Below are 23,054 nucleotides of genomic sequence, written 5' to 3' on the forward strand. Positions count from 1 at the left end.
TCCCGCTCCGTTTCCCACAGCTGAAGCAGTGGGCTGATCAGGGGCAAGCCAGCTGAAGCAGGCTGTCAGATTAGGATCGGAGAAGATGGGCGTTCGCTACCATCCGAAATCTGGCAGTCGGCTTCAGCCGCCTTACCCCTGACTAGACCACTGCTTTAGCTGTGGGAAACGGAGCCACCGATTTAACAAAACCAGGCACACCCTAATGACCATCTTCGTAAAGCACGTAGGCCGACAGTGGCTCTAGCGGCATTGAGACTGAGGAGACTTTTACGCCGTTAGGGTTTGCATGTTCGCCATCGACCGCTATTTTCCATGCGCCTGGGGGCAGCGTGATTTGAGAAGGCGTCAGGGCGCCGTGGAAGATGACGAGGGTTTTGCGCCAGTTATCGCTGCGAGGAACGCCGTCGAGGGTGAAGGCGATGGTTTGGGCGGGGACAGCGCTTTCCGGGAGGAAGGCGAGGGTGCGCTGGACATCTTCGGCGGAGGCGCAGCGGAAGGCGGGGTGGGCGCGCCGGATCGCAATCAGTTTTTTATAGTAATTGGAAACGTCGGCGAATTGGGCTCCATGTGTCCAGTCAAACTGATTGATGTCGTCGCCGCGATTGTAGGAGTTGGCCACACCGCTTTTGGTGCGACCCATTTCGACGCCGCCTTCCAGGATCGGGACGCCCTGACTGAGCAGGACTATGGCGCCGGCGAATTTGATGGCGTTCTTTTGCGTTGTGAGATCGGCGACGGGCAGCGTCTTCACCACTTTGTCCCAGTAGCTCATGTCGTCGTGGATCGAGACGTAGTTGATCGATTCCTGGGGTGAATTGGTGAATTCGGGTGAGCCGGTCATCGCCGTGCGCAGCGAATCGAATGAAGCGTCGCCGCCGAGGGCGAAGCCGGCGCGGTCGCCGTTGAGGTCGCCGCGCAGTGTGTTTCGGAAGTTATCGTTGAACACGGCGACGCCCAGCCCTCGCTGCGCGCCCTTGCCGAAGCGGGTGGGGCCGCCGCCGGTCCATGGCTCGCCGTAGAGCAGCACATCCGGGCGGACCTGATGCAGACGCGCCGAGATGGCGCGGACAGTTTCCGGGGCGAACATGCCAAGCAGATCGAACCGAAAGCCATCGATTTTGTACTCCCGCATCCAGTAAAGTAGGCTGTCGGTGACGAACTTTCGCACCATCGGCCGCTCGTCGTCCATCGCGTTTCCCACCCCCGATTCGTTGAGCAAATCTCCCTGAAAGTTTGTGCGGAAGTAGTAATAGGGGACGGTCGCCCAGAACGGCGACGCGTCGCCCGAGACGGGGACTGTATGGTTGTAGACTACATCCATCACCACGCCGATCTTTTCCTGCTGCAGCCCCGCAACCATCGCCTTAATCTCTCGAATAACCTGGGCGGGATTGCCTGGGTTCGTCGCATAACGAGGCTCGGGGACATTGAATAAGTCGGTTTCATATCCCCAGTTGTAGCCGCCGGCGTGTTCAGGATTAATGCCCTGGAACGGCAGGATTTGGACATGCGTGACGCCGAGCATCTTCAGATATGCCAGGCCCGTCGGCGCGCTGTCGTTTGGGAGGTGTGTCCTCGGCGTCGTGACTCCCAGATATTTCCCGCGCAGGTTGGCAGGGACGCCGGAAGCGGGATTGACCGTAAAATCACGGACATGCATTTCGTAGACGACGGCGTCGGTCGCTTTGCCCAGGCGCGGCCCTGCGTTCGAGCTCCATTCGGCCGGGTCCGTGCGCCTGAGGTCGATGACCATTGAACGCTTCAGGTCCGCGCTCGCGGCGTGACCGTAAATGTCAGGCGTGGCGCGCTCCACTCCGTACGAGGTGAATCGATATTGATAGTAAACTTCGTTCAAATCCCCCGCGACGGCGGCCTTCCAAACGCCCGCTGCGCCCCGGATCATGGGAATGCGGCGCGCCACTTCGCCCTTTGCGCTCTTGAAAATTAGCACCTGCGCGGCGGACGCCACCGGGCTCCAGACTTTGAACGTCGTTTTTGAAGGAGTATATGCCGCCCCGAGATCGCTCTTGGAGTAGAAGTAAGCGGGTTCGGACAGCACATCGCGTGCAACGATCGGACGCGCCGGCGCGTCTCCGAACTCTGCGGACATCGCGCCGGCGATCTGGCTGGACGTGACCGGACGGGCAAGCGTCAGCTGAATGCGGCGGCTCGGCGCGGCGGTCGGCTGACCTGCATCATCAATCGCTTCAATTCGAGAGACTGCGTCCGTCGTCGATCCGAGTTTCACGGTGATATGGCCCGCCATGGCCGCAGAGCTCATAGGACGATCCATCCAGAGATCGACTTTGTCGCTCGCGTCTAGAAATGCAGGAGGAGGAGTGTCCACGCCCTCGGCGCGCGCCGCGCCGGTAAGCGCATAAATGAGGACGAAAGTGGAGCAAATGTATCTTAGCTTCATGTTGATCTTTACTAACGCGATGTCGAATGGTCGAAAACATATCGAATGCGCCCCTTGCTCTCGCAGAGCAAGGGGCGCAGGTTGTCGTGAGCAGAGTTTTCCGTCGCGCTAGAGCGCAGGCTCCAAATCGCTCACCGGCGGCGCCTCCGTCACGCGGGTGGCGAGCAGTCCCGCGATGAGAAGACAAATGCTTCCCAGGGTCAGCGTCTTGATCGGATCGCTGTGAAAGACCGATTTGATGATCATCGGCATAAACAGCGAGTAGACGATCTGCGGGATGACGATGAAGAAGTTGAAGATCCCCATATAAACGCCCATCCGTTCCCGTGGCAGCGCCACGGAAAGAATGGCGTACGGCATGGCGAGGATCGACGCCCAGGCGATCCCGAAGGCGGCCATGGGGATCAGCAGCAGGGTGGGCGTGTGGATCAACGACACGCTCAGCAGACCGGCGCCGCCGAGGGCCAGCGCCAGGGCGTGCAGCTTGGGACGGCCGATGCGCGCCGTGATGGCCGGCAGCAAGGGGGCGACGACGAAGCAGACGATGGAGTACGCCGCCATGCAGACGCCTGCCCATTCGGTGGCGCGGTCGAAGAGCGCGGACTTGCTGTCGACTGCTCCAAAGACGTGTCGGGCAACGCTCAGGGTAAAGAAGCCCCAGAAGCACGACAGGCCGAACCAGGTGGCGAACTGCACCGGGAAGAGCTGCTTCATTGTATGCGGCATGACCCGCAGCGCATGCGCAATCTCCCGGGCGCCGGCGGCGACCCCGCCTGTCTCACGCTTGCGCCGCTCGAACTCGGCCAGGTTGGCCGGCGGATCTTCCGGAGTGCGCAGCACGGTCCAAAGAATGGAGAGCAGGAAGGCCACGGCGCCGATCCGAAATGAATAGAGTACGGAGAGGGGAACGCCGTTAGCGGACTGCCCCGCCACGCCAAAGTGATTGAGCAGCCAGGGAAGAGCGTTCGCAAGGGTTGCGCCAAGGCCGATGAAGAAGCTCTGCATCAGGAACCCCGTGGCGCGCTGACGCACGGGAAGTTTATCTGCGACAAACGCCCGGAACGGCTCCATACTCACGTTGATGCTGGCGTCGAGGATCCAGAGCAGCACCGCCGCCACCCACAGCGCCGGTGACGACGGCATCACGAACAGAGCAATCGACGCAAAGATCGCGCCCAGCGTGAAGTATGGGCGACGGCGTCCGAACTTCGGACTCCAGGTCCGGTCACTCATGGCGCCAATGATCGGCTGGATCAGCAGGCCGGTGACCGGCCCGGCAAGACCCAAAATGGGGATCTTGTCTGGATCCGCGCCCAGCTTGACATAAATGGCCGCCATATTCGCCATTTGCAAGCCCCAGCCAAACTGGATGCCCAGATAGCCGAAGTTCATGTCCCACAACTGCTGGAACCCGAGCGCCTTCTGCTCGGGTTCCGGCTGAGCCGTGTGAATATCGTCATTGATGATCGACGCCATATCTGATCCTATCTTACTTTCCAGCGCCGGCCGGCGCTGATCTCCCCGTGGACGTCTATCGCCTCGGCGTGCGCCGCTCGAAAATCGCAAACTCTTTGGGCGCGAGCGTAAACTGTGTACTCACCGTATGAGTGCCGAAGCCAGTCTCGTCAAGTTTCACCTCTTTCCAGCCCGATCCCTCGGGAATCTGGACGGAGCCCTTTGCCTCGTTCGTCGAAAAATTGATCTCGATCAGCACTTCGGAGCCGCCGCCGGATCGCACGTAAGTCAGAACCTGCGCGGGCGTCGAGTTCGTAAGCCAGGTCAGCTCGCCTTGCCGGATCGCTTTGTTTTTACCATGAAATGCGATCAGTGATCGATAGAAACTCGGCATCTGCGGATCGCCGACGGTCCAATCGATCGCGCCATGGGGGTTCGTCTCCCCGGCGGCGTTTCCAATCTCCATGCCATTATAAATGAGCGGGACATCGGTATTGGTAAAATTGAAGACGGCGGCGGCGCGCGCTCCCGCCGGTCCGCCCTGGACATTCACATCGCGTGGAGAATCCCAGTTGTCCTGCATGGACATGTGCGTCATCTCGGCCGGATACTGATCTTTCTCATATTGCCATGCGGCCCGTACTCCAGCGGCGTCGGTCCCCGACTTCTTCAATGCATCGAAGAGCCGCCATGCATAGTCGAGTGAGAACGGCTTTAAAGCAAGATCCGGGGTCGCTTCTTCCCCCAGCAGCAGAACATCGGGCTTGGTTTGGCGCACTGCGTCGCCCATCTCCTGCCAGAAGTCCGCAGGGATGCGCCGGTTCGGGCCATCGGGATTATTGACGCAATCGAACCGAAATCCGTCGATCTTGTAATCCGTGATCCAGTAGCGCAGCATCCCGACCATATATTTTCGCAAATCGGGGTTAGCGTAATTGAGCTGGGCAACATCGCTATAGGTGAAGGCCATCTCGATCGTGGCGGGATTTTTCGCGTCGCCGTCGCTATGGACGTAAAACTCAGGATGCTCCGTGATCAGCGCATTGTCCCACGACGTATGGTTCAGCACCTCGTCGAGAAGAATCTTGATCCCACGCTTGTGCGCCGCCGACACCAGCGCGCGCAGATCGTCGGGCGTTCCATAGCTGGGATTGACGGCGAAGTAATCATGGACGCTGTAAGGGCTGCCGACATTGGGATGGCCATTGTTAGAGATCGCGGAGGGAGTGATTGGCATCAGCCAGATCGTATTGACGCCGAGCTTTTTCAAACGGTCCAGTTGGGCAGTCACTCCTGGCAAGTCGCCTTTCGCAGAGAAGATGCTCGGGTAAATCGTGTAAATGACGGAATTCGTCGGCCAGGGTGGAGCAGGGGAAGCTGCCGTCGCAAGATGGGGCATGCAGGAAAAAGCTGTCAGACTCAGCAGCGTCGCCGCCGCTGCTTTTCGAAACCAACTGTTCATAAAATAAGGACTTTCCGGCGCTCGATCGAGCCGTCTTTGCTTCGGAGGGGCGGCGCTTATGGCGCTGCTAATTAGCGAACCGCAGGCGCCGGAGCGCCGGCTGCCGAATTTTGGGCGCCAGGCATCGGCATGTTCTTTGCGGCTGCGGACTGCCGGGCGGCGTTTTCCTGGATCGACTGCTGCACTTGTGAGGGGGCCGCGCTCTGTGAGGCGCCGTCTTGATTATTGCTGGCGCAGCCAGCCATCACCATGGCGGCCGCAAGCAGAACGACAGCCACTCGTTCTTTTCGCCGTAACGATTGTGTTTGCATGGAAACCTTATCAGGCGCATGCGCTCACCGCCATCAGGAAGTGAGCGCACAGCGCCAGTGAGCGTTAATTAATATTGAATGTCGCCGCGATTGTACCGTCCGCGCAATCCACGGCTGCGGCTGTATTGCCGGGAGTTCCACAATTGCCGGAAGTACCGTTGGGGTAGCCGCCGGATACTTTGGAAGGCAGGAAGAATTTCGCATGACCGTCCGCCATGCAGTAGTTTGCCCCCTCATTGTGACGCCCTTTGGGAGTGAAGTCTGCCTTGCCGTCGGTGCTGGGGTCAGAGTTTCTGAGATAGCCGGTGGCGTACTGGACATGCGTGCCGTCGTTGGCGCCTCCGCCGAAGTGGCAGTTGTAGCCGACCATATCCCACTGACCACCGAGGCCACATCCTGCGACCGAGCCTCCGCCATACGATCCATCGCCGTTCCACGGACCGGAAGGTCCGCCGGCGGCGTTCGTATTCGGGTCAACGGTAATATCATAATAGCCGCTCTTGGTGACTTCGAATAGAAGGACTGTTTTGGCGGGCGAGGTAAACGCCGCCAAGCTCTGTCCGTCGCTATGAGTGCCGGTAGGGTCGTACACCGCGCAGTTTCTGTTGAACCCAAACGATGAGGGTTTCCCTTTGCTGATTTCCGCCGAGGAATCGTCTGGACATCGGTACACGCCCGCGCTCTTGACGTAGGGATAAAGCTGGCTGGCCCATCCCGATCCCAGTCCGGAATTGTTGGTTCCGCCAGCGCACTTTTCGTCATTGTCCTGTGAATACTGAATAGCTCCGAGCGCAAGCTGCTTTGTATTGGATAGACAGGCGATGGCGCGCGCCTTTTCCCGGGCTTGAGCAAACACGGGGAAGAGAATGGCTGCGAGGATCGCGATGATAGCGATCACAACGAGAAGTTCAATGAGCGTGAAGCCGCGCTGCGTTCTCGCCGATCCACTGGTTTTTGTCGTTTTTCCGAACTGATAGGATTGCATCGTATTTTTCCTCCCCCAACCGTTTGGGTAACTTGGCTAATATTAGCATGGAAATGGTCCTATGTCAAGCAAAATCATACTGGGATTTTAAATTATTTTGAGGCGAAATCCGAGGTATAATGGATGAATGCTCGTTCCCCACACGGTTGGGTAAGCCCGAGAGGCGCTGGTAACGCCACTTCCGCATCTTGATCTCGTTGTTATCTTTACTATACAGATGGAGTCGGAACTGTCCCACTGATGCGGACTGGGTTCCGTGCTTCGCGTGTACCAAAACGGTATAGTTATTAGTGTTACGGTATACTCTTATTCGCAGGAGATTCCGGCCGAAGGATATGTCATGGAAAATCGTTTGTCAGCGCCAACTCGCCTCGAAGACATCGCCGCCCGGGTGGGGGTCTCTCGCTCGGAGGTTTCCCGCGTGCTGAACGGGCGGGCGCGGGCCGGGAAGAGTGTGGGCGCGGCGACGCGCGATCGGATCCTGGAAGCGGCGCGGGAGATGAACTACAGCCCCCATCGCGCCGCTCAAAGTCTGGTGAGCGGCCGCACCAACACGGCGGCGCTGATGATCGTCATTGACCGTCAGGCGAAAGCCTCGCCGTTTCTGGAAGATCACGATGCGCCCGACGAACTTTCTCCGCACTATCACGAGATCCTGGGCGGTCTGACATATACGCTGAACGAATATGGCATTCACCTCATGCTGGCGCAGTGCGGCGGCCCGAACATCGATCCCAATGTCGCTATGGAGCAGATCGCTCGCTCGCATACCTGCGATGGACTGATCATCACCGATATGATGATCGACGACGTCCGTCCGGCCATTCTGGATCAGACCGGCCTGCCCTATGTCGTACGCGGATCATCGCCGCAGCCCGATACTGTCGCGGTGGGGATGGACAACGCCGCTGTAGGCTATGAAGCCGTCAAGTATTTGTACAGTCTCGGACATCGCCGTATCCTGTTCTATAACATTCGTCGTGAATTGATGGTGGGGCAGGGACGCTTCGAGGGAATGTGCCGCGCCCGTGAAGAGTTCGGACTGCATGCGACGCTGGAGTACCGGGACGATGTCCACCATCAGAATGGTGTGTATACGTCGCTGCTTCAGCGTCTTCAGGAGCCTAATATCCCCACGGCGATTTTTGCCGAGGACGAGATCAGCGCCCTTGGGGCCGAGCGCGCCCTGACGGAAGCCGGTCTGCGTGTTCCCGAGGATGTCAGCGTGATGACCTGCCTGAACGCGCGCTTCATGCGTCTTGTGGCTCCGCATCTCACGGTGCTGAACGTGCGCTTGAACGAAGTCGCTTCGCAGGCGGGCCATCTGCTTGCGAAGATGGTGCAGGGCGAAGTCGTGGAGAAGAAGCAGGTGTTTCTTCAGCCCATTTTGGAAGAGCGCGGCAGCACCGCGCCGCCGCGCGCAAATATCTAACATCACATTAAAAAAGAAAGCCGATGGGGTCGCCCGCCGGCTTGTCTTATTTCACAAATACCGCCCCCGTCCGCGCCGGAAGCGTCACCTTCATTCCGTTCTCCGTAACCACAGCCGATTCCGCTGATCCCAGTCGATCCGTCAGCCTTGTTCCCTCGCGCAAGTTCGCCGCTTCGATGGGGATGGTAAACGTTGCCGGGTTTGCGTCGTTATTCAAAACGACGATGACTGAATCGCCGCCGAGCGTGCGTGCGTAGGCCCACTGCTTGTCGGTTTGGAAGAGCGTTGTCTGTGCGCCGCGCCGCAGCGCGGGGAATTCGGCGCGCAGGTGGGTGAGTTTGCGCAGGTGGGACCAGGTTTCTTGCTCCTGGGGCGTGCGGCCGGCTTCGGTGAAAGCGTCGCGCGTGTCGCCGGGAAAGCCGCCGGGGAAGTCCTGGCGGTTGTCGGGATCGTCGCCGCCCTTCATGCCCAGCTCGTCGCCGTAATAGACCAGTGGGATCCCGCGATTGGTCATGAGAAATGTCTGCGCGAGGTTCAGTCCCGCCGTGGTGGCGCCGTCCTCGCTGGCGAAGCGTTTGACGTCGTGGTTACCCAGGAATGTGACCAGATGATCGGCATGCGGGAAGAGCCAGTCGTGAGCTTCATCGGCGACGAGATCGTGAAACGAGCCGCCCTGCGCGAACGTGCGCCGCAGTGGGAAGTAGAGCGGGTAATCAAAGAGCGAATCCATCTTGGTGTCCACGCCGTCCGGACCTTTGTGTCCCCCCTGAAAATAAGAAACGAGCGAGGCGTCGCCGTCGAACACTTCGCCCACGGCGTTGACGCGCGGATACTGGCGCGTGATCGCCGTGGACCACTCGGACCAGAAGGCGCGCGGAACGTAGGGCATGGTGTCCTGCCGTATGCCGTCGAGCCCCGTCATTCCCACCCACCAGAGCGCGTTTTGGATCTGATAACGGACGGCTTCGGGATCGTTCTGATTGATGTCAGGCAGGACGTTCGCAAACCAGCCGCCGAGCGTCGCCGCCGATGCGTCCGGCGCGCCGTGCGGGTCCATCACTGTCCAGATCTGATAGGTATTGTTGAGATGCGATTTCGCCGTTCCGTTGAACCAGGTTGGCGTCGGCGGGGCGTCCGCCCATGGATGATAGGGGCCGACATGGTTCGCGACTTGATCTTGAATGACCTTGATCCCTAGCGCATGCGCCTTGTCGATCATCTCCCGCATGCTCGCAAGATCGCCGAAATGCTGCTCGACGCCGTATTGATTGACGGCGCCGTACCCGTGGTAGTCGCTGTAAGGCTCCGGTCCCTTCGCCTGAAGGGTGTTGGCATGGTGGACGTTCTCATAAACCGGAGTAATCCAGATCGCCGTCACGCCGAGATCCTTGAGATACGGCAGATGGTTGATCACGCCCTGGAAGTCGCCCCCATGATACAGAAACGGGTTGCTGCGTCCGTACAGGCCCTTCGCGATGGCGGGATCGTTGTTCGCCGCATCGCCGTCGCTGAAACGATCGGGCATGATCTGATAGACCACATCGTCTTGCGAGAAGCCCTGAAACCGCCCGGATGTGGGGAGGGGCGCCGTCACCTCGAACGCCGCCGTGGCCGACCCGCCCGGCGTCGTAATCTTCAATGACCGCACGCCCGGCGCGGCGCTTTTGTCAATCGCGATATCGACAAAGACATAATCGCCATTCCCATTGACCTTAACGTCCCGCGCCGACACGCCTCCCCCCGGCGCCGTGATTTTCGCGCCCGCCAGGTTCCTGCCGTGCAGCAAAACGCGGACTGGGTTCATCGTCGATCCCGACCACCAACTCGGCGGCTCGACGCGGTCCACCGCCGGCGACGCGCTCTGCGCATGGGCCGTGAAACCGCTCGCCGCGCCCAAGAACAGCAGCATCGCCGCTCCGCCGCCAATCCTCGAAAATAAGTGATTTGAGTGCATTTGAACCTCCCCCACACGTTTGGGTAAACGCATTATAAGAATTAACAGACTGTTTGTCAACAGAAATATTGCAGGGCTCCGTTCAGGCAAAGGAAATAATTTTGCGAAAATTGCCTGAAACTCACGCGCAAATCACGCCCTTCTCACGTTTGTCTCACCGTCGGCGTTTATACTCTTCTCATAACCGAAGCGCTTCGAAGGAGGAGTTCGATGGATAACAATTTCGTTTTACAGGATCAGTCGGCATCGGCGCAGGCAGACGCCGCGCGGCAGGATATTCAGGATTGGGAGACGCCTTCGCGCGGCGCGATGTATGGGAATTGGGTGGTGAACGGGTATATGGGCGCGCTGTTTGCCGTGGCGGCGGCGGCGCAGATCCTGTCGACCTTGGCCTTGAAATAAGGTCAGGCGACGGGAGTGGCGTCGCAGGAGTCGAGGTCGGTCTGCGCCTGACGCATGCCTAGCTTGTCGCCGAGCTGTCGCCAGAGGAGGAGGCCTTCGGCGAGGCGCTTGCGGGCGGTCGGAAGATCGCCGAGACGCAGGGCGGCGACGCCGTTCATATGGACGCCGCCCGCCATGCCTTTGAGGTTGCCGGCGATACGATGCATCGCCGCGCTGCGGTCGGCCAGAGACTGGGCGTCCTGGTAATCGCCCGAGCGCAGGGCGATACGAGCGCCGCCGGCGAGGGTGCGCGCCGATCCGAAGTGGTCGCGTGTGGATTGAAACAGCGTTTGGCTCTCGTCGAAGGCTGCGCGGGCGGCGGCGATGTCGTCGCCGTCGCAGAGGCATTCGCCCAAACTGCACAAGGCGCTGGCGAGCCGTTTTTGGTCGCCCAGCGCACGTGCGGCGGCGACCGCATCCTCCAGCCAGGGGCGCGCGCGGTCTGGCTCACGACGCGCAAGCTCCAGCGAGCCGGCGGCTTCTAGAGCGCGCACGCGGGCGAGGGTGGGGACGGCGTCGTCGTGATATGTTAAGAATGTCTCCAGCCACTTCAAGCCTTCTTCGTGATGGCCGCGAACATCCCAAAAGCGCCACGAGCAGCCCGCCAGGCTCAAGCCGGCTTCATTGTCTTCGGTGGATCGGCCCAGTCCGTCGCGATTGCGCCAGTGCAGCGCGGCGCGCAGGTTTTCGGCTTCGGCGTCCAATCGGTCCAGCCAGAGGATTTGATCGGGGCCGGTGAGCTTCGGCGCGGCTTCCTCGGCGAGCGCCTGTCGCCACTGCGCATGCCGGCGGTTGAGCGGCAGGGCCTCGTCGGGTAACAATTGCTCCCAGGCGTACTCGCGCAGTGTCTCCAGCATGGAGAAGCGGATCTCTTCCCCAAGCGTGTCGGTGACAAGCAGAGAATGCTGTCCAAGCTGGCTGAGAATATCGAACGCCTGTGGCTCTTCGCAGACCTCCTCGGCGGCTTCCAAGGTCCAGCCGCCTCGGAACACCGCGAGGCGGGCGAAGCACTGACGCAGCTCTGGATCGAGGCGTTCGCAGCTCCACTCCAGCGTCGCGCGCAGGCTGCGGTGACGGGCGTCCATATCCGCGCGTCGGCTCACCAGCAGATTGAATCGCTGGGACAGTCGCGGCAGCATCTGCGCGGGGGTAAGCGCTCCCGCCCAGCCGGCGGCCAGCTCCAGCGCAAGGGGGATGCCTTCTAGTCGGCGGCAGAGCGCGGCGACGGTCGCCTGGTTTGCAGGCGTCAGCGCGAACTGCGGACTGACCTGGCGGGCGCGGTCCAGAAACAGCTGCATGCTCGGCGTGAGCGCCGCCAAATCCGGTTCCTCGAACTCGTTCGGCGCCGGGAGGGGAGAAACGGGATAGTCTTGTTCGCCGCCAAGGTTAAGACGTCGCCGTGAGGTGACCAAGCACGTCAGTTCTTCCCGCTGCTCCAGCAGCATGCGGACGGTCTGCGCGCCTTCGTCCACCAGATGCTCCATCCCATCAAGCACCAGCAGCGTCCGTCCGCCGCCGAGACGCGTCAGACAATGCTCCCAAAGATCGCCGCCGGGAGGCGGGCCAGGGCGCAGCGAGTCGGCGATCGCCGAAACGAGGAGACTGGCGTCCCCGACATCGGTGAGAGGAGTGAACCAAACGCCGCCTGGGAAATGCGCCGCCACCCGGCGCGCCACTTCCAAAGCCAGACGTGTTTTCCCCAAACCTCCGGAGCCGACGAGCGTCAGCAGCCGCGTGCTGGTCTCGTCATCAATCGCCGAGGTGAGCAGCACGGAAAGTGTTTCAATTTCCGTCTGGCGTCCAAAAAATCGGGTAAGGCGGGTGGGCATGCCGCCGATCGGAGGAATGGGGATTTCACGCCGGGGCGCATCTGCCCCGACAGGAGTTCCGGACGGCGGCGCTGTTTCAGCGACCGGCGCCGGAGCGAATACCAGCGTGGGCGCGCTGCGCAGCGGCTCGATCAGGGTCTGGATCTCCGCGCCCGGCATCGCACGCAGCTCTTTCCAAAGCACTTGCTCCAGATCCCTGAACTGCCGCAGGGCCTCCGCAATGCGGCCATCGGCGGCGAGCACACGGATCACGTCCGCATGGCTCTCCTCGCGCAGCGGGTCCAGTCGGACCGCTTTGCGTGCATATTCCAGCGCCTGATCTCGGTCCCCGGTGTCGCTCAGCGCCTGCGCCAGGCGGCTGAGCGCGGTCAGATATTCTTCTTCCAGACGACGACGCTCACCGAGCACCCAGTCATCATAATAGCCCGGCAGCAGTTCGCCGCCATAAGCGTCCACCGCCCGGCGCAGCGCCTTGACACGCGTTTCCGCCGTGTCGGCGCGGGAGGCGGACGCCATCGCATCCTCAAATTGTGAGACATCCGTGGAGACATCAGCGCTCAGGCGCACCGAAACACGGTCGGCGATCAGCAGATCCGATGCATCCACGCAGGCCGATTCCAGTGTCCGACGCAGCGTGGAAAGCACCTGCCGAAAACGAATCCGGGTGGCGTCCGCGTCCTCATCGGGCCACAGCATTTCGATCAGCTCTTCACGCGGGTGAGATCGGCGGCGATGCACCGCCAGGAACGCCAGCAGCGAGGCCGCTCGCCGGGTTTCAAAACGCGCATTGGCGCCGCCAGGGCAGGGCACGACAAGGTCGCCGAGCAGCTGAATTTGGAGCATGGGTTGGGGTGTGGTGTCCATAAAATGCGAAGGGAAGTACCGGACAAAATCTCAAAGGATAATTTCGGTAATAATAAGTGCTTTTCCTTCTGAGATTTCGGACCGCTCCCAGCCGTCTCCCCATGCTATCGCCGGCCGCGCGCAACGACCCCTTCGGACGCCGCCTGCTTCATCACCGTCGCCATCAATGTATAGACATCGGTCCAGGCGGCCTTATGCGCCGCCGTGAACGCCTCCGGACCGAGTTCCGCCTCCAGTGCGCCGAGGAGGGCGGTCGCCACGGTGTCGTAATGGGCGTCCTGAACTCCATAGCCGCCATGGCGTTTTCCGAGCTGCCACAAAACCGGGACGAGCTCGTCCAGCCGCTCCAAACTATCCACCGCCGTCGACAGCACATCCATCAGCTTCTTCTGCTGCGACTTCATGTCCCCGAGGAACATCGGCCTCAGGGTTGGGTCCAGCGTGAAAAGGCGGGCGTAAAACGCGGCCGCCACTTCGACGGCGCGTGGTTTCACGTCGCTGAAACTCTGCACGATCAAGTCTTTCTGTTCGGGAGTCATTTTCTCGCCCTTTCTCCTCCGGCGTTTACTGCTTTATCATAACGCGCTATCGTGAGATAATCGTGAGATTTTAGTAAATAATTATTGCAGGCAGTCTTATATATCCCCTGGTATGATCGTATAATGAAAGCGGTGATACGAACCAGCGGTTATTTTGCAGGCATCGTTTCTCGACAGTACATCGCCGCCGCGAGGCGGTTGGACAGAATTTAGGAGAATCGATTTATGGCGGATCGTCTTTGGAAGCGCGGCGCAGTCGCCGCCGGACTTATCTTTTGCGCGCTGCACTCAGCCGTGGCCGCATCCATTATTCCTCAGTATACCTATCAGGATGTCGGCATGAACGCGCCTCTGGGACTCAACCAGGCCGGTGACGCGTACGGCATGGGGATCCTCACGCCCAATGGAGCCATTGGGACAAACATCAATGGCGGGATCGGCGTTTTCTGGAGCGCGGCAGGCGGAACTGTCAATCTCCCTCATCTGCCGTACGCAAACTGGAACGATCGGTCTCTGTTTTCCGTGGCGGGAATGAACGATCGTGGGCAGATCATCGGCTACTCGCAAGTGACAGGCGCGACCGTTCACCCGTTTTTGTGGACTCCTTCTGTCGATAAAAAATCCGGCTCGATGATCGATCTTGGTGTCCTCACACGTGGAGTGGATCAGTCTCTCAAGCCGACAGCGATCAATTACCGCGGTCAGGTCGTCGGAGTTACCGCCGGCGCCCTGCCGCAGCATGGTTTCCTTTACACATATCTGAGCCACGACGGCGTTCCAGGCAATGTGCAGATGAAGGATCTGGGCGAGTTTACGCCCTGCGCCATCGATAATTTCGGGCGGGTTTACGGAATTCGCAATCATGTGCTGGCGATTTATGACGCTGGTGCGTATGTCAATCCAGGTCTGCCGACGGGGTTCTCGATGTCGAACAGCTCGGTCTCGTTTTATGGACGAAATGCTTCGGGCGACATCTATGGAACGGTCACGACCCCCGCTTCGCATGTCTTCTTCGTTTGGATCCCGACGCAGAACGCCGCGACCGGGGTCGGCCGTTTCGTGACCATCACGCCAGGCGTCGCAGCTCAGGCGAGCGCCATTCCCGTCGCCGCGATCCCTCGATACGACCGTTTGTTCATCGATCCTAGCGGCGCCGTTACCGTTGTGTATGCGCTGGACCCGTATGTGGGAACGCTCACACAAGTAAATCTTGGATCTCTTTATCATGAGACCGGGGCCGCCGACAATCCTAACCATGACGCCGCCCTTTCCCGGCCGAAGTCCGTCGACTTGGCCAACGAAATTGTCGGTATGGAAGTTCGCCCTGTCACAGCCACGCAGCCGAATTTTTCCCCATCGGGTTTTCTCGATCATGGCGGGTTGCGATATGCGCTGAACGCGCTGCTGGCGCCGGGGACTTCGGTTCCCAATATCAACGACGCCATTGGGGTCAACAACAGTGGCGCGATCCTGGCTGTTGGCAAATTTCCGAACGTCAATGAGTTCCACGGCCTGATGCTGTTTCCGTCTGGAAGCACGCCGGCGCGTCCGCTCACGATTGCTTCGGCGCAGCCGCAGCCAGTCCGGGTAGGCAGCCCAAGCCAGTACATCTCGATCGCCGGAATAGGGTTTCAACTTGGCGCCGTCGTGGGATTTGACGGCAAAGCGATCGACGCGAAGGTGCACGCGGAATCCCTGATCGTGGCGTTCCTTCCGGCCAGCAAGCTGGTCAAGGGAACGCACACCATTTTGGTCCGAAATCCCGATCATACCAGCGCGACGATTTCGTATGTCGTTAACGAGTGACGAACCCAATTCCCAATACCGAAATCGCAGTGCTATCCACAGCCTCGACAAGCAATCTTGTCGAGGCTGTTTTATTTTATGCAAAGCTGTTCTCGGCAAACCGAAATTATGCGGGAAATGGCCTGTTCTGTACACGCTCTGTACACGATGGGGGTGTATTGTGTACTCAACCAAGTCAGGGGAGACACACAAACATGATTTTCAGAAGTGGCTGGATATTTACGGCGGCATTTTTTGCGGGAACCCTCGGCGCAGCGCCGGCGCAGGCAAAGACGCCGGCGTCTGTGAAGAAAGCCGCCTCCGCCAAGAAGGCAGCCGGACCCATCGTCCTGGGAACGACGCAGTTGGCCGGAGACTTCGGCAAGGTTGGGACGACTTACACAATCGGCAAGTCGACCCCGATCAATTTCACGCTGAAGAGCGCGGAGTATAGCGTTGTTCCCTTTACGGTTGGGCTGAACACATGGCAGCCGCGTGGGGATGAGAAGCTGCTGGTGCTGCGCTATACCGTTCATAATCCGATGCCGCGTGAGCAGTCCTACAGCTGGAGCGATATTCGCTTCACCGCCGTGGACGCGAAAGATATCAACCACGAGTTTATTCAGGCCGTGGTGCGTGAGGGCGATACTCAGCCGCTTTCCATTAGCTTGAAGCCGGCGCAGAAGCTGGATGTCGTGACGGCGATCGTCGTTCCAGCGATGGGCGTGGTTCCCAAGCTAATCGTGCTGCGTGAAAGCGGCGCGCCGGTCGTTCGTTATGCGCTTTCGGGCAACGTGAAGCCCTTGCCCGCCAATGTCGCGGACGCTTCGGACGCCAGCGGGGCGACCGCCAGGAAGGAAGTCCCCGCACAGCGCGACATTTTTTATGCGACCGGCGTTTTCGACACGCGTCTCGACGAAGTCGCATATGTCGATGGCCCGCTGCTGGGGCGCGCGCCCGGGGAGAACAATCGTTATATCACGACGATCTTCACCATCAAGAATCGCAGCCAGGGAACGCAGCGCTACGTTTGGAGCGACTTTCTCCCCGACCTGCGCGACGCCGACGGCGAGTCTGCCAGCTATACCCAGGCGCTTCTGAAGGCGACCCGAGATGAGTCGACATACGGCGAATTGGCGCCGGGCGAAGAAGCCCGGATCCGCTTCTTCTTCCCCCTGCCCAAGAGTGTCGCGGGAAAGACGCTGAAGCTTTCCGAAGGCAAACAGATCGACGCCCGCGTGGCGCGCGTCTTCGCCTTCGACTTGAGCGACGCGCCGGCGAAATAGCCGCCGCTATTCGCGTTACGTTCGGCGCATCTCAGGAAAACGAACAAGGGACGAAAATCTCACGCGACTATCACGCCCTTCTCACGGTGGGCGCATATACTCTTCTCGCAGGCGTCTCCAATGCCCTGTATAGCCGAGGGGCGTTGGAACGAAGCAATCAACGAGGATTGAGGAATAACAAATGACTAGTATATTGAAAACGATATTTACGGCGACTGTCGCCGTCGGCGTCTGTGCGACGGGAACCGCAATGGCTGCTGCGGCGTCCTATCAAGTGAAGCCGATCCATGCGGCGCCCACGCCGATGGCGGCCTCCCAAAATATTTCGCGTGTCATGTCCAAAAGCTCAGACAAATGTCGCGTTCGCCGGCAGAAGCTTTCAGAGTTCACGCTTCTTCCGCATCCAGCGCTGAATGCGGATCGACACTTGGATTTGACGCCTTTTATGCTGCTCCCTGTTCGGAGCGACAAGCAATAAGATCGTCTTGTCCCTTCAATTTTGTCGGGCAGCTTTTGAAATGAGGTAAAAAATGTCACCCCGCAGTGCGCTTCGTTTAGTTTTTGGTACGTTTGCCGTTGTCGCTGTCACGCTTCACTTTTTGTGCATGCAGATGCTGAACGCGGAGGGTAAGAACCCGCTTCCGGTAACTCACATCGCGAGCGTCGCCGCCGCGCGCTAATATCGATAAAAAGTACGGCCGACGCGGTGATCCGCGCTGGCCACAATCCGTCATCTATCCACGATTTGCTTACCAGCCGTGATTTTGTACACCGTCGTGATTGATTTGTTTTCGTCGAGCTTCTCTGTTCGCAAGCGCCGGCACTTTTCAATCATCTGCGCTTCGGTATCCTGAAACGGATCGATCGGTGTGATCGGCGCCGCATTGCTGTATAGCCCCCACTGCGATTGTCCGCCTTTCGCCCATGTCACTTTGTAGCTCCATGGCGACCAGGAGATCGACTGCCCCTGCATGGAGGTTACGAAACGCGTCAGCGTGTCCGAGGTTCCGTGCGGCTCCATACAGAACTCGCCGAGATAGTAGGGGACTTTGCGCTTCTCGCGCTCGGCCTGAATATCGGCGATAATCCCATCGGAGCTTTTGGTCTGATCTTCCGGCGTTTTGGCGTTGAAGTTATAGTAGTGGACGCTGAGGACGACATTGGTCCATCCCATCGCTGTCGGGTCGGGCATGTGCTGGATGCCTTTGTATCCATCTTCAATAAAGACAAGATGGTCGGGATCTCCTGCTCGAACTGCTTTGTACAGGGTGTCCTGGACTTGGTAGAGCGCGGCGGAGTTCGCTGCGCCCATCGGCTCGTTCAGCAGATCGTAGCCGGCGACGGCGCTGCTCTTACGGTACCGTTTGGCGAGTCGTGTCCAGAGCGCCTGGGCGGCCTCAATGTTCTTAGGCTCCTTGAAGAAAAGATTGACGCCAGATTGTCCTGTATGGTCTTGATCGCTTTGACCCCCAGGAGCTCCGTGAAGATCCAAGATCACATACATGCCGCGCTTGTCGGCCCAGGAGACGGCGCGGTCCAGCCAGGCAAGGCCGCCGGGTTCGTCGGCAAGCTCGGCGAGGAACGGCACGCGGACGCAGTTGAATCCGGCGGCCTGAATTCTGTCAAAGTCGGATTCCTCGATCCAGGAATTGCGAAACGCCGTCTGCACGCGCGTCTTGGCTTTCGCGCCGAGGCGCTTTTCCACGGTCTTCCACAGGGTCACATGGTCCTTGACGGGCGCTTCGGACGAGCCTTCGGGCGGCTTGGTGACGAACGGCTGCATCCACATCTCCTCCACGAGCCAGCCGCCGAGGTTGACGCCGCGCAGCGTCACGGGCTTGCCCTTGGCGTCCACAATTGCGCCGCCCTGCGCGCGGAGCATAGATGGCTTGGCGGCCTGAGCCTGAGCGATGGGAAGCAAAGTCGCCGAAAGGGCGAGAAGGCAGGGAAGAAGTGTTTTCATAAGAACTGCGTCGTGGAGACCGACGGCCGGAGACGACACGGCCGGCGACTGCGAGAGAATTGCGTACGATCGAGACCACATCCTCACGAGACAGGTGGAGCGGTGGAGTCGCGAACGACGAGCGTGGGCTTGAGGAGCCAGGTTGACGGATCAGGCGCGTCTCCAGCCAGTCTTTGGAAAAGCAGGCGCGCCGCCGTCTCGCCGATCTCGATCAGCGGCTGCCGCACGGATGTCAGCGCGGGAATGCCGATCGCGCCTTCGGGCGTATCGTCGACGCCGACCACGGAGAGGCGGATCGGTACGGAGATGCCCAGATCGCGAGCGGCTTGCATGGCCCCCATGGCGTTTTGGTCATTCGCCGCGAAGATGGCGGTCGGCGGGCTAGGCAGAGTCAGCAAACGCCGTGTCTGCGCGTAGGCCAGATCTGCATCGAACGCGCCTGGACCAGCAGCGTATTCCGGCGGCAAATGGAATCCTTCCGCCGACATGAAATGATGATAAGCTTCCGTGCGCGTCCGTCCGCCTAGCATGTTCACAGGCCCCGTCAGATGCGCGATGCGCGTATGGCCCAGACCGCGCAAATGCTCCAAGGCAAGCCGTGTGCCATGTAAATTGTCCGTATCCACCGAGGCGATCCCGTAAGGATCTCCGGGATAGGAAACAGTAACGATGGGGATGTTGCAGGACGCGAGCGCCGGGACAATATCGGCGTCCATCGGCGGCGCCACAACGATCAGTCCATCGGTGCGCTGGTCTCGGTAAGTCGCCGCCGAAAGCTCGGCGGTCCGCCATGGATCGGTGCAAAACGTGACGTTATAACCCGCCGATGAGGAAGCCGTGAGCACCCCTTGCAGAATAAACGACGTGTAGGGATGGCTGACGACCACCATCGTATTGACGGTCCCAAACAAGATGCCGATCGTGTTCATGCGCTTATGCGACAGCCCTCGCGCCACGGCGCTGGGATGGTAGTTCAGCTCCTGCATGGCCCTCAGCACGCGCGCCCGCGTTTCGGGCAGCAGCACGCGCTTGCCGTTCAATACATAGGATACGGTGGCGGTAGAGACGCCGCACGCCTTGGCGACATCTTTGATAGTAGTCATTGTCTGATCACACACCTCGGTTACGCGGTTAAACGTTGGGCCAATTGTATCATGGCCGCCTTGAGTTGTCAAGCGCTCGTATTTCGCTCAGCTGTGCAATTTGCCATATGATAAATACGCAATAATTTCAAAAAAACTGTTATTGACAAATTGGCAAGTGTCTGATATACTCAGGATAGTTTAACCGCTTAAACACTAGAGACATATATCACAGCCATTATCCAGAAGGAGTTCCACCGATGAAACGACGCGCCGGATTTACACTTATTGAGCTTCTCGTTGTGATCGCTATCATTGCGATCCTAGCCGCCATCCTCTTCCCTGTCTTTGCCAAGGCCCGAGAGAAGGCCCGCCAGATTTCCTGTACATCCAATTTGAAGCAGATTGGTCTCGCTATTTTTCAGTACACACAAGATTACGATGAAACATATCCTCAGGCCAATGACCAGCGGGGAATCCAGTGGTATGACCATGTCGATCCGTACGTTAAAAGCGGCGCCAAATTCAACGGTGCTAGCTACGGAACGGGGGGTGTCTGGCATTGTCCATCTTTCCCAAATACTGATCAGGGACAAAACTACGGGGCCAGCGACGGGCTGTTTCCCAACAATGCTGGACAGGATCCCAACGATCCTAATTCAGGCTTCGTAAAACCATGGAGCTTAGCGATTGTGGATGCTCCTGCCGATAAAATTATGGTTGCGGAAAAGGGATTAAATGGGGCTGCTTGGGGCTATGAGCAGTTTCTAACTATGCAAAATTGGTGGGCGACGAGCGTCAAGACTGGCGGCGTTTACGATCCGTCGAAAGACAACAGCTCAATTTCGGCTTCCGATACCATGAACCGTGATGTCAGCAGCGGCACTCCTTGGGAAGGGGGCCGAACTGTTCGCTATCGTCATACAGATATGGCGAACGTGCTGTTCTGTGATGGTCACGCTAAAGCCATGCATAAGGGCAGCATCAAGTGGTATCAGAATGTTTATATTCCACAGGTGTATGAGGGCAGCACTGCGAAGGAATACAGCTGGGCCAATCCCAATCCTTCTTAATTGCCTTGGCTAAGGAAATAATATGGCGAGAGCGACTCTGATTGCTCTCGCCATTCGATTGTAAATGAAAACGAAGATTATGTACGATCACCGAAAAACCTTCAAATTATTGTGCGTCGCTATCTTTGTCGCCTCTGTGGGCGTTGTCGGTTGCGGTCATAAAGAAGAACCCGCAGGACCGCCTCCGCCTGCGGGCGCCGCAACACTTGATCCCGCTGCCCAATCACAGATGCAGGCCCAGCAGCAAGCCGAAAGCGCAGCACGCTCGCGAACCGCGCCGCCGAAGTAGCCGTTCAGAAGCACACACACAAAACTCAAAACGAATGTGAGCCGACGCCGTGAGGCGCCGGCTGTTTTGCTGTCTGGGGAAGTATAATCTCAGAGCGCTTCCGCGCAGATATGAGATCTATGACCAACCACTACATCGTTTTCGAAAAGACCGTGCATTCGGTCGTTCACATCGTTCAGGGCGATACGCTCGCCGCCGCAATTTGGAATTATATTATCCGCGACCAGACGGAAGCCGCGCTTCAGCCCGATGGGGCTGTCTTCGCCTGGGGAGTCACTTATCCGCACCCGCTGGCTTACATCGAGCGCTGGCACAAGTGTGAGGGGGATTGGCAGATCCGGGAACTGCCCGATTGGGCCTGGTCGGATCCATCCGCGCAGATCTTTACCGACAAAGGCCCGGACGACGTGACACAGGCCTTGGAGTCGTGTTTGGAGAAGTTCGTCAAGCGTTCTCCCAAGGCGGACGCGCAGTGGTTCGTTTGGCCGCTCACGACGGGCGTGCTGGTGACGTTCTATCAGACGAAGCATCTGGAGCTTAAGATTTTGAGACGCTATCTCTGGACCTGGAACGGAAAGCGCGAGAAGATCGTCGAATGGAAAGGCGACTACGCACAGCTCGCCGAGGAGCTGGACACGCAAACCGTCCACATGCGTCCCGGCGCCCAGTCGTCCCTTTCCGCCGTACCTGGTGGAGTAGGATTTTAACCCAGGAGAATCGTTCTATGATCCGACAGTTTCCGAAGGCGTTCACAACGGCGCTTTGCCTGATCGCCGCCGGCGTCACGCTCCACGCCTCGCCCACAGGTGAGAAGACACTGACGCCGGCCGACCGAAAACACTTGCTGAACGACAAATTCCAGACTTCTTACACCAGCCATGCTCTGCCGGCGTCGGTGAAGGCTCTCTACGCCGCCCCGCCGCTGAATGAGCCGCCTCCGTCCGGCGCCAAGATGACGTTTCCCATGGCCGAGCCCGGCAAGCCGTGGAACGTCGGCGACGCCGTGCAGGATACGAGCCTGCCATTTCGCCGTCTGATTTTCGTCGCCGTCTCCAAGGACTATTGTTTAGTCACCTACGAACGCGGCGGCATCGCCTACAGCCGCTGCGCTTCGCTGTTCCACTACACGGGCAAAAAGGCCGACCTGCGATGGTCCGGGAACATCTACGGAGACTTCAAAACCCTGCACGATGTCCGTGTCGCGATCAAGGCGCACAAGTATCGTGACGGCGGCCTGCTCTGATGCCGCCGATGGCGCGGCGGACGCGAAGAGCGTTCGTGAGGAGACATTATGTTTTCCGTGGTCTTGTTCATTCTGCTCCTTCCACTGTTCGTAGCGGGGTGGATCTTCGCGATCTGGTGTGTCCGAAAAGCGCTCTTCCCGGATCGACGTCCGCACTCTCATCAGTCCGGGCCGCCGGCGCCCCCAGCGGGCGTGTGGCCACCGCCTCCCACGCATCCTGAAGATCCGTCATCTCAGAAAGGACAGTAATGAGCGTAAACGTTCAATTCAAGCGCGTCAGCCCCATGCTGGGCGTCTCCGACATGGAGAAGACGCTCGCATTCTATACTACTGTTCTGCTGTTCGACATCGCCATGCAGTCTCCTGGCTACTCGATTGTCGAAAAGAACGGCGCGAGCGTGCATTTCTCCCTTGTCCAGGACGAAACGATCTTAAAGGGCCTGCGCGGCCATACGGAGATTTACATCGAAGTCGAAGGAATCGACGCGCTTTGGGAGCATGTCGCGCAGTTCAAGGGCCAGTACCGCATCCGCGATCTGTTCACCCAGAGCTATGGAATGCGTGAATTTCATATCGACGACCCAAACGAATGCCTTGTGTTCGTGGGGCAGCGGGCGTGAACTTTTTATCGGCAGCTGT

21 protein-coding genes are annotated in these 23,054 nt (G+C 59.2%); 11 read left to right on the plus strand and 10 right to left on the minus strand.

The window, feature by feature from the left end:
* Positions 1-202: 202 nt before the first annotated feature.
* The 5 genes from pulA to ABIZ35_RS13390 form a co-directional block, all read right to left on the minus strand.
* Entirely contained in the window at positions 203-2,422 is a 2,220-nt protein-coding gene (gene pulA, locus ABIZ35_RS13370) for a type I pullulanase (protein WP_348220410.1), read from the minus strand.
* A gap of 108 nt (positions 2,423-2,530) precedes the next feature.
* A complete protein-coding gene (locus ABIZ35_RS13375; protein WP_348220411.1) occupies positions 2,531-3,898 on the minus strand; it encodes an MFS transporter in 1,368 nt (455 codons plus the stop codon).
* A 55-nt stretch (positions 3,899-3,953) separates the two neighbouring features.
* Positions 3,954-5,339, minus strand: a complete 1,386-nt coding sequence (locus ABIZ35_RS13380) for an alpha-amylase family glycosyl hydrolase (protein WP_348220412.1) — start codon at positions 5,337-5,339, stop codon at positions 3,954-3,956.
* 71 nt (positions 5,340-5,410) lie between these two features.
* On the minus strand, positions 5,411-5,650 hold the full coding sequence (locus ABIZ35_RS13385; protein WP_348220413.1) for a hypothetical protein: 240 nt from the start codon (positions 5,648-5,650) through the stop codon (positions 5,411-5,413).
* 64 nt (positions 5,651-5,714) lie between these two features.
* The gene (locus ABIZ35_RS13390) at positions 5,715-6,635 is read right to left on the minus strand and encodes a DUF1559 domain-containing protein (RefSeq protein ID WP_348220414.1); all 921 of its coding nucleotides are present in this window, start codon (positions 6,633-6,635) and stop codon (positions 5,715-5,717) included.
* A gap of 340 nt (positions 6,636-6,975) precedes the next feature.
* On the opposite strand from ABIZ35_RS13390, the gene ABIZ35_RS13395 reads away from it, so the two are divergent.
* Positions 6,976-8,067 (plus strand): LacI family DNA-binding transcriptional regulator, encoded by a 1,092-nt coding sequence (locus ABIZ35_RS13395; RefSeq protein WP_348220415.1) that lies wholly within the window; start codon positions 6,976-6,978, stop codon positions 8,065-8,067.
* 46 nt (positions 8,068-8,113) lie between these two features.
* Here the strand turns inward: ABIZ35_RS13395 and ABIZ35_RS13400 are convergent, their stop codons facing one another.
* Positions 8,114-10,021 carry an alpha-amylase family glycosyl hydrolase gene (locus ABIZ35_RS13400; RefSeq protein WP_348220416.1) on the minus strand — a complete coding sequence of 636 codons (1,908 nt, stop codon included), beginning with the start codon at positions 10,019-10,021 and terminating at the stop codon, positions 8,114-8,116.
* Between the two features lie 210 nt (positions 10,022-10,231).
* Between ABIZ35_RS13400 and ABIZ35_RS13405 the strand changes: the two genes are divergently transcribed.
* Positions 10,232-10,423: a hypothetical protein gene (locus ABIZ35_RS13405; protein WP_348220417.1), complete on the plus strand. Its 192-nt coding sequence runs from the start codon at positions 10,232-10,234 to the stop codon at positions 10,421-10,423.
* 2 nt (positions 10,424-10,425) lie between these two features.
* Here the strand turns inward: ABIZ35_RS13405 and ABIZ35_RS13410 are convergent, their stop codons facing one another.
* Together ABIZ35_RS13410 and ABIZ35_RS13415 are read right to left on the minus strand one after the other, a co-directional pair.
* Positions 10,426-13,134 (minus strand): BTAD domain-containing putative transcriptional regulator, encoded by a 2,709-nt coding sequence (locus ABIZ35_RS13410; RefSeq protein WP_348220418.1) that lies wholly within the window; start codon positions 13,132-13,134, stop codon positions 10,426-10,428.
* Between the two features lie 125 nt (positions 13,135-13,259).
* Complete coding sequence (locus tag ABIZ35_RS13415) at positions 13,260-13,694, minus strand: globin family protein (RefSeq protein ID WP_348220419.1); 435 nt, start codon at positions 13,692-13,694, stop codon at positions 13,260-13,262.
* Positions 13,695-13,919: 225 nt separating this feature from the next.
* Here ABIZ35_RS13415 and ABIZ35_RS13420 point away from each other — a divergent pair, with 225 nt between their 5' ends.
* The 4 genes from ABIZ35_RS13420 to ABIZ35_RS13435 all read left to right on the plus strand — a co-directional run bounded on the left by ABIZ35_RS13420 (position 13,920) and on the right by ABIZ35_RS13435 (position 17,445).
* Entirely contained in the window at positions 13,920-15,500 is a 1,581-nt protein-coding gene (locus ABIZ35_RS13420) for a hypothetical protein (protein ID WP_348220420.1), read from the plus strand.
* A 194-nt stretch (positions 15,501-15,694) separates the two neighbouring features.
* Positions 15,695-16,765, plus strand: a complete 1,071-nt coding sequence (locus ABIZ35_RS13425; RefSeq protein WP_348220421.1) for a hypothetical protein — start codon at positions 15,695-15,697, stop codon at positions 16,763-16,765.
* 181 nt (positions 16,766-16,946) lie between these two features.
* Positions 16,947-17,243, plus strand: a complete 297-nt coding sequence (locus ABIZ35_RS13430; RefSeq protein ID WP_348220422.1) for a hypothetical protein — start codon at positions 16,947-16,949, stop codon at positions 17,241-17,243.
* Between the two features lie 52 nt (positions 17,244-17,295).
* The gene (locus tag ABIZ35_RS13435; protein ID WP_348220423.1) at positions 17,296-17,445 is read left to right on the plus strand and encodes a hypothetical protein; all 150 of its coding nucleotides are present in this window, start codon (positions 17,296-17,298) and stop codon (positions 17,443-17,445) included.
* A 50-nt stretch (positions 17,446-17,495) separates the two neighbouring features.
* On the opposite strand, the gene ABIZ35_RS13440 is transcribed toward ABIZ35_RS13435, so the two are convergent.
* Positions 17,496-18,728, minus strand: coding sequence for a cellulase family glycosylhydrolase (locus tag ABIZ35_RS13440; protein WP_348220424.1), 1,233 nt, complete (start codon positions 18,726-18,728; stop codon positions 17,496-17,498).
* Positions 18,729-18,811: 83 nt separating this feature from the next.
* Positions 18,812-19,831: a LacI family DNA-binding transcriptional regulator gene (locus tag ABIZ35_RS13445; RefSeq protein ID WP_348220425.1), complete on the minus strand. Its 1,020-nt coding sequence runs from the start codon at positions 19,829-19,831 to the stop codon at positions 18,812-18,814.
* 239 nt (positions 19,832-20,070) lie between these two features.
* On the opposite strand from ABIZ35_RS13445, the gene ABIZ35_RS13450 reads away from it, so the two are divergent.
* The 5 genes from ABIZ35_RS13450 (at position 20,071) to ABIZ35_RS13470 (ending at position 23,035) form a co-directional block, all read left to right on the plus strand.
* On the plus strand, positions 20,071-20,883 hold the full coding sequence (locus tag ABIZ35_RS13450) for a DUF1559 domain-containing protein (protein ID WP_348220426.1): 813 nt from the start codon (positions 20,071-20,073) through the stop codon (positions 20,881-20,883).
* A gap of 408 nt (positions 20,884-21,291) precedes the next feature.
* Positions 21,292-21,879, plus strand: coding sequence for a hypothetical protein (locus ABIZ35_RS13455; protein WP_348220427.1), 588 nt, complete (start codon positions 21,292-21,294; stop codon positions 21,877-21,879).
* A 17-nt stretch (positions 21,880-21,896) separates the two neighbouring features.
* The gene (locus ABIZ35_RS13460) at positions 21,897-22,415 is read left to right on the plus strand and encodes a hypothetical protein (RefSeq protein ID WP_348220428.1); all 519 of its coding nucleotides are present in this window, start codon (positions 21,897-21,899) and stop codon (positions 22,413-22,415) included.
* Positions 22,416-22,463: 48 nt separating this feature from the next.
* A complete protein-coding gene (locus tag ABIZ35_RS13465) occupies positions 22,464-22,664 on the plus strand; it encodes a hypothetical protein (protein ID WP_348220429.1) in 201 nt (66 codons plus the stop codon).
* Complete coding sequence (locus tag ABIZ35_RS13470) at positions 22,664-23,035, plus strand: VOC family protein (RefSeq protein ID WP_348220430.1); 372 nt, start codon at positions 22,664-22,666, stop codon at positions 23,033-23,035. Before ABIZ35_RS13465 ends, ABIZ35_RS13470 begins: the two co-directional genes overlap by 1 nt.
* Positions 23,036-23,054: the final 19 nt, after the last annotated feature.

Source organism: Capsulimonas sp. (genome assembly GCF_039929585.1).
GTDB lineage: Bacteria > Armatimonadota > Armatimonadia > Armatimonadales > Capsulimonadaceae > Capsulimonas.

Bases quoted from the DNA above. Each gene is read 5' to 3' on its own strand.
- ABIZ35_RS13465 (WP_348220429.1), top strand. From the start codon at position 22,464: ATGTTTTCCGTGGTCTTGTTCATTCTGCTCCTTCCACTGTTCGTAGCG.
- ABIZ35_RS13440 (WP_348220424.1), bottom strand. From the start codon at position 18,728: ATGAAAACACTTCTTCCCTGCCTTCTCGCCCTTTCGGCGACTTTGCTT.
- ABIZ35_RS13470 (WP_348220430.1), top strand. From the start codon at position 22,664: ATGAGCGTAAACGTTCAATTCAAGCGCGTCAGCCCCATGCTGGGCGTC.
- ABIZ35_RS13450 (WP_348220426.1), top strand. From the start codon at position 20,071: ATGAAACGACGCGCCGGATTTACACTTATTGAGCTTCTCGTTGTGATC.
- ABIZ35_RS13380 (WP_348220412.1), bottom strand. From the start codon at position 5,339: ATGAACAGTTGGTTTCGAAAAGCAGCGGCGGCGACGCTGCTGAGTCTG.
- ABIZ35_RS13415 (WP_348220419.1), bottom strand. From the start codon at position 13,694: ATGACTCCCGAACAGAAAGACTTGATCGTGCAGAGTTTCAGCGACGTG.
- ABIZ35_RS13420 (WP_348220420.1), top strand. From the start codon at position 13,920: ATGGCGGATCGTCTTTGGAAGCGCGGCGCAGTCGCCGCCGGACTTATC.
- ABIZ35_RS13455 (WP_348220427.1), top strand. From the start codon at position 21,292: ATGACCAACCACTACATCGTTTTCGAAAAGACCGTGCATTCGGTCGTT.
- ABIZ35_RS13390 (WP_348220414.1), bottom strand. From the start codon at position 6,635: ATGCAATCCTATCAGTTCGGAAAAACGACAAAAACCAGTGGATCGGCG.
- ABIZ35_RS13445 (WP_348220425.1), bottom strand. From the start codon at position 19,831: ATGACTACTATCAAAGATGTCGCCAAGGCGTGCGGCGTCTCTACCGCC.
- pulA (WP_348220410.1), bottom strand. From the start codon at position 2,422: ATGAAGCTAAGATACATTTGCTCCACTTTCGTCCTCATTTATGCGCTT.
- ABIZ35_RS13400 (WP_348220416.1), bottom strand. From the start codon at position 10,021: ATGCACTCAAATCACTTATTTTCGAGGATTGGCGGCGGAGCGGCGATG.
- ABIZ35_RS13405 (WP_348220417.1), top strand. From the start codon at position 10,232: ATGGATAACAATTTCGTTTTACAGGATCAGTCGGCATCGGCGCAGGCA.
- ABIZ35_RS13375 (WP_348220411.1), bottom strand. From the start codon at position 3,898: ATGGCGTCGATCATCAATGACGATATTCACACGGCTCAGCCGGAACCC.
- ABIZ35_RS13435 (WP_348220423.1), top strand. From the start codon at position 17,296: ATGTCACCCCGCAGTGCGCTTCGTTTAGTTTTTGGTACGTTTGCCGTT.
- ABIZ35_RS13410 (WP_348220418.1), bottom strand. From the start codon at position 13,134: ATGCTCCAAATTCAGCTGCTCGGCGACCTTGTCGTGCCCTGCCCTGGC.
- ABIZ35_RS13395 (WP_348220415.1), top strand. From the start codon at position 6,976: ATGGAAAATCGTTTGTCAGCGCCAACTCGCCTCGAAGACATCGCCGCC.
- ABIZ35_RS13385 (WP_348220413.1), bottom strand. From the start codon at position 5,650: ATGCAAACACAATCGTTACGGCGAAAAGAACGAGTGGCTGTCGTTCTG.
- ABIZ35_RS13460 (WP_348220428.1), top strand. From the start codon at position 21,897: ATGATCCGACAGTTTCCGAAGGCGTTCACAACGGCGCTTTGCCTGATC.
- ABIZ35_RS13425 (WP_348220421.1), top strand. From the start codon at position 15,695: ATGATTTTCAGAAGTGGCTGGATATTTACGGCGGCATTTTTTGCGGGA.
- ABIZ35_RS13430 (WP_348220422.1), top strand. From the start codon at position 16,947: ATGACTAGTATATTGAAAACGATATTTACGGCGACTGTCGCCGTCGGC.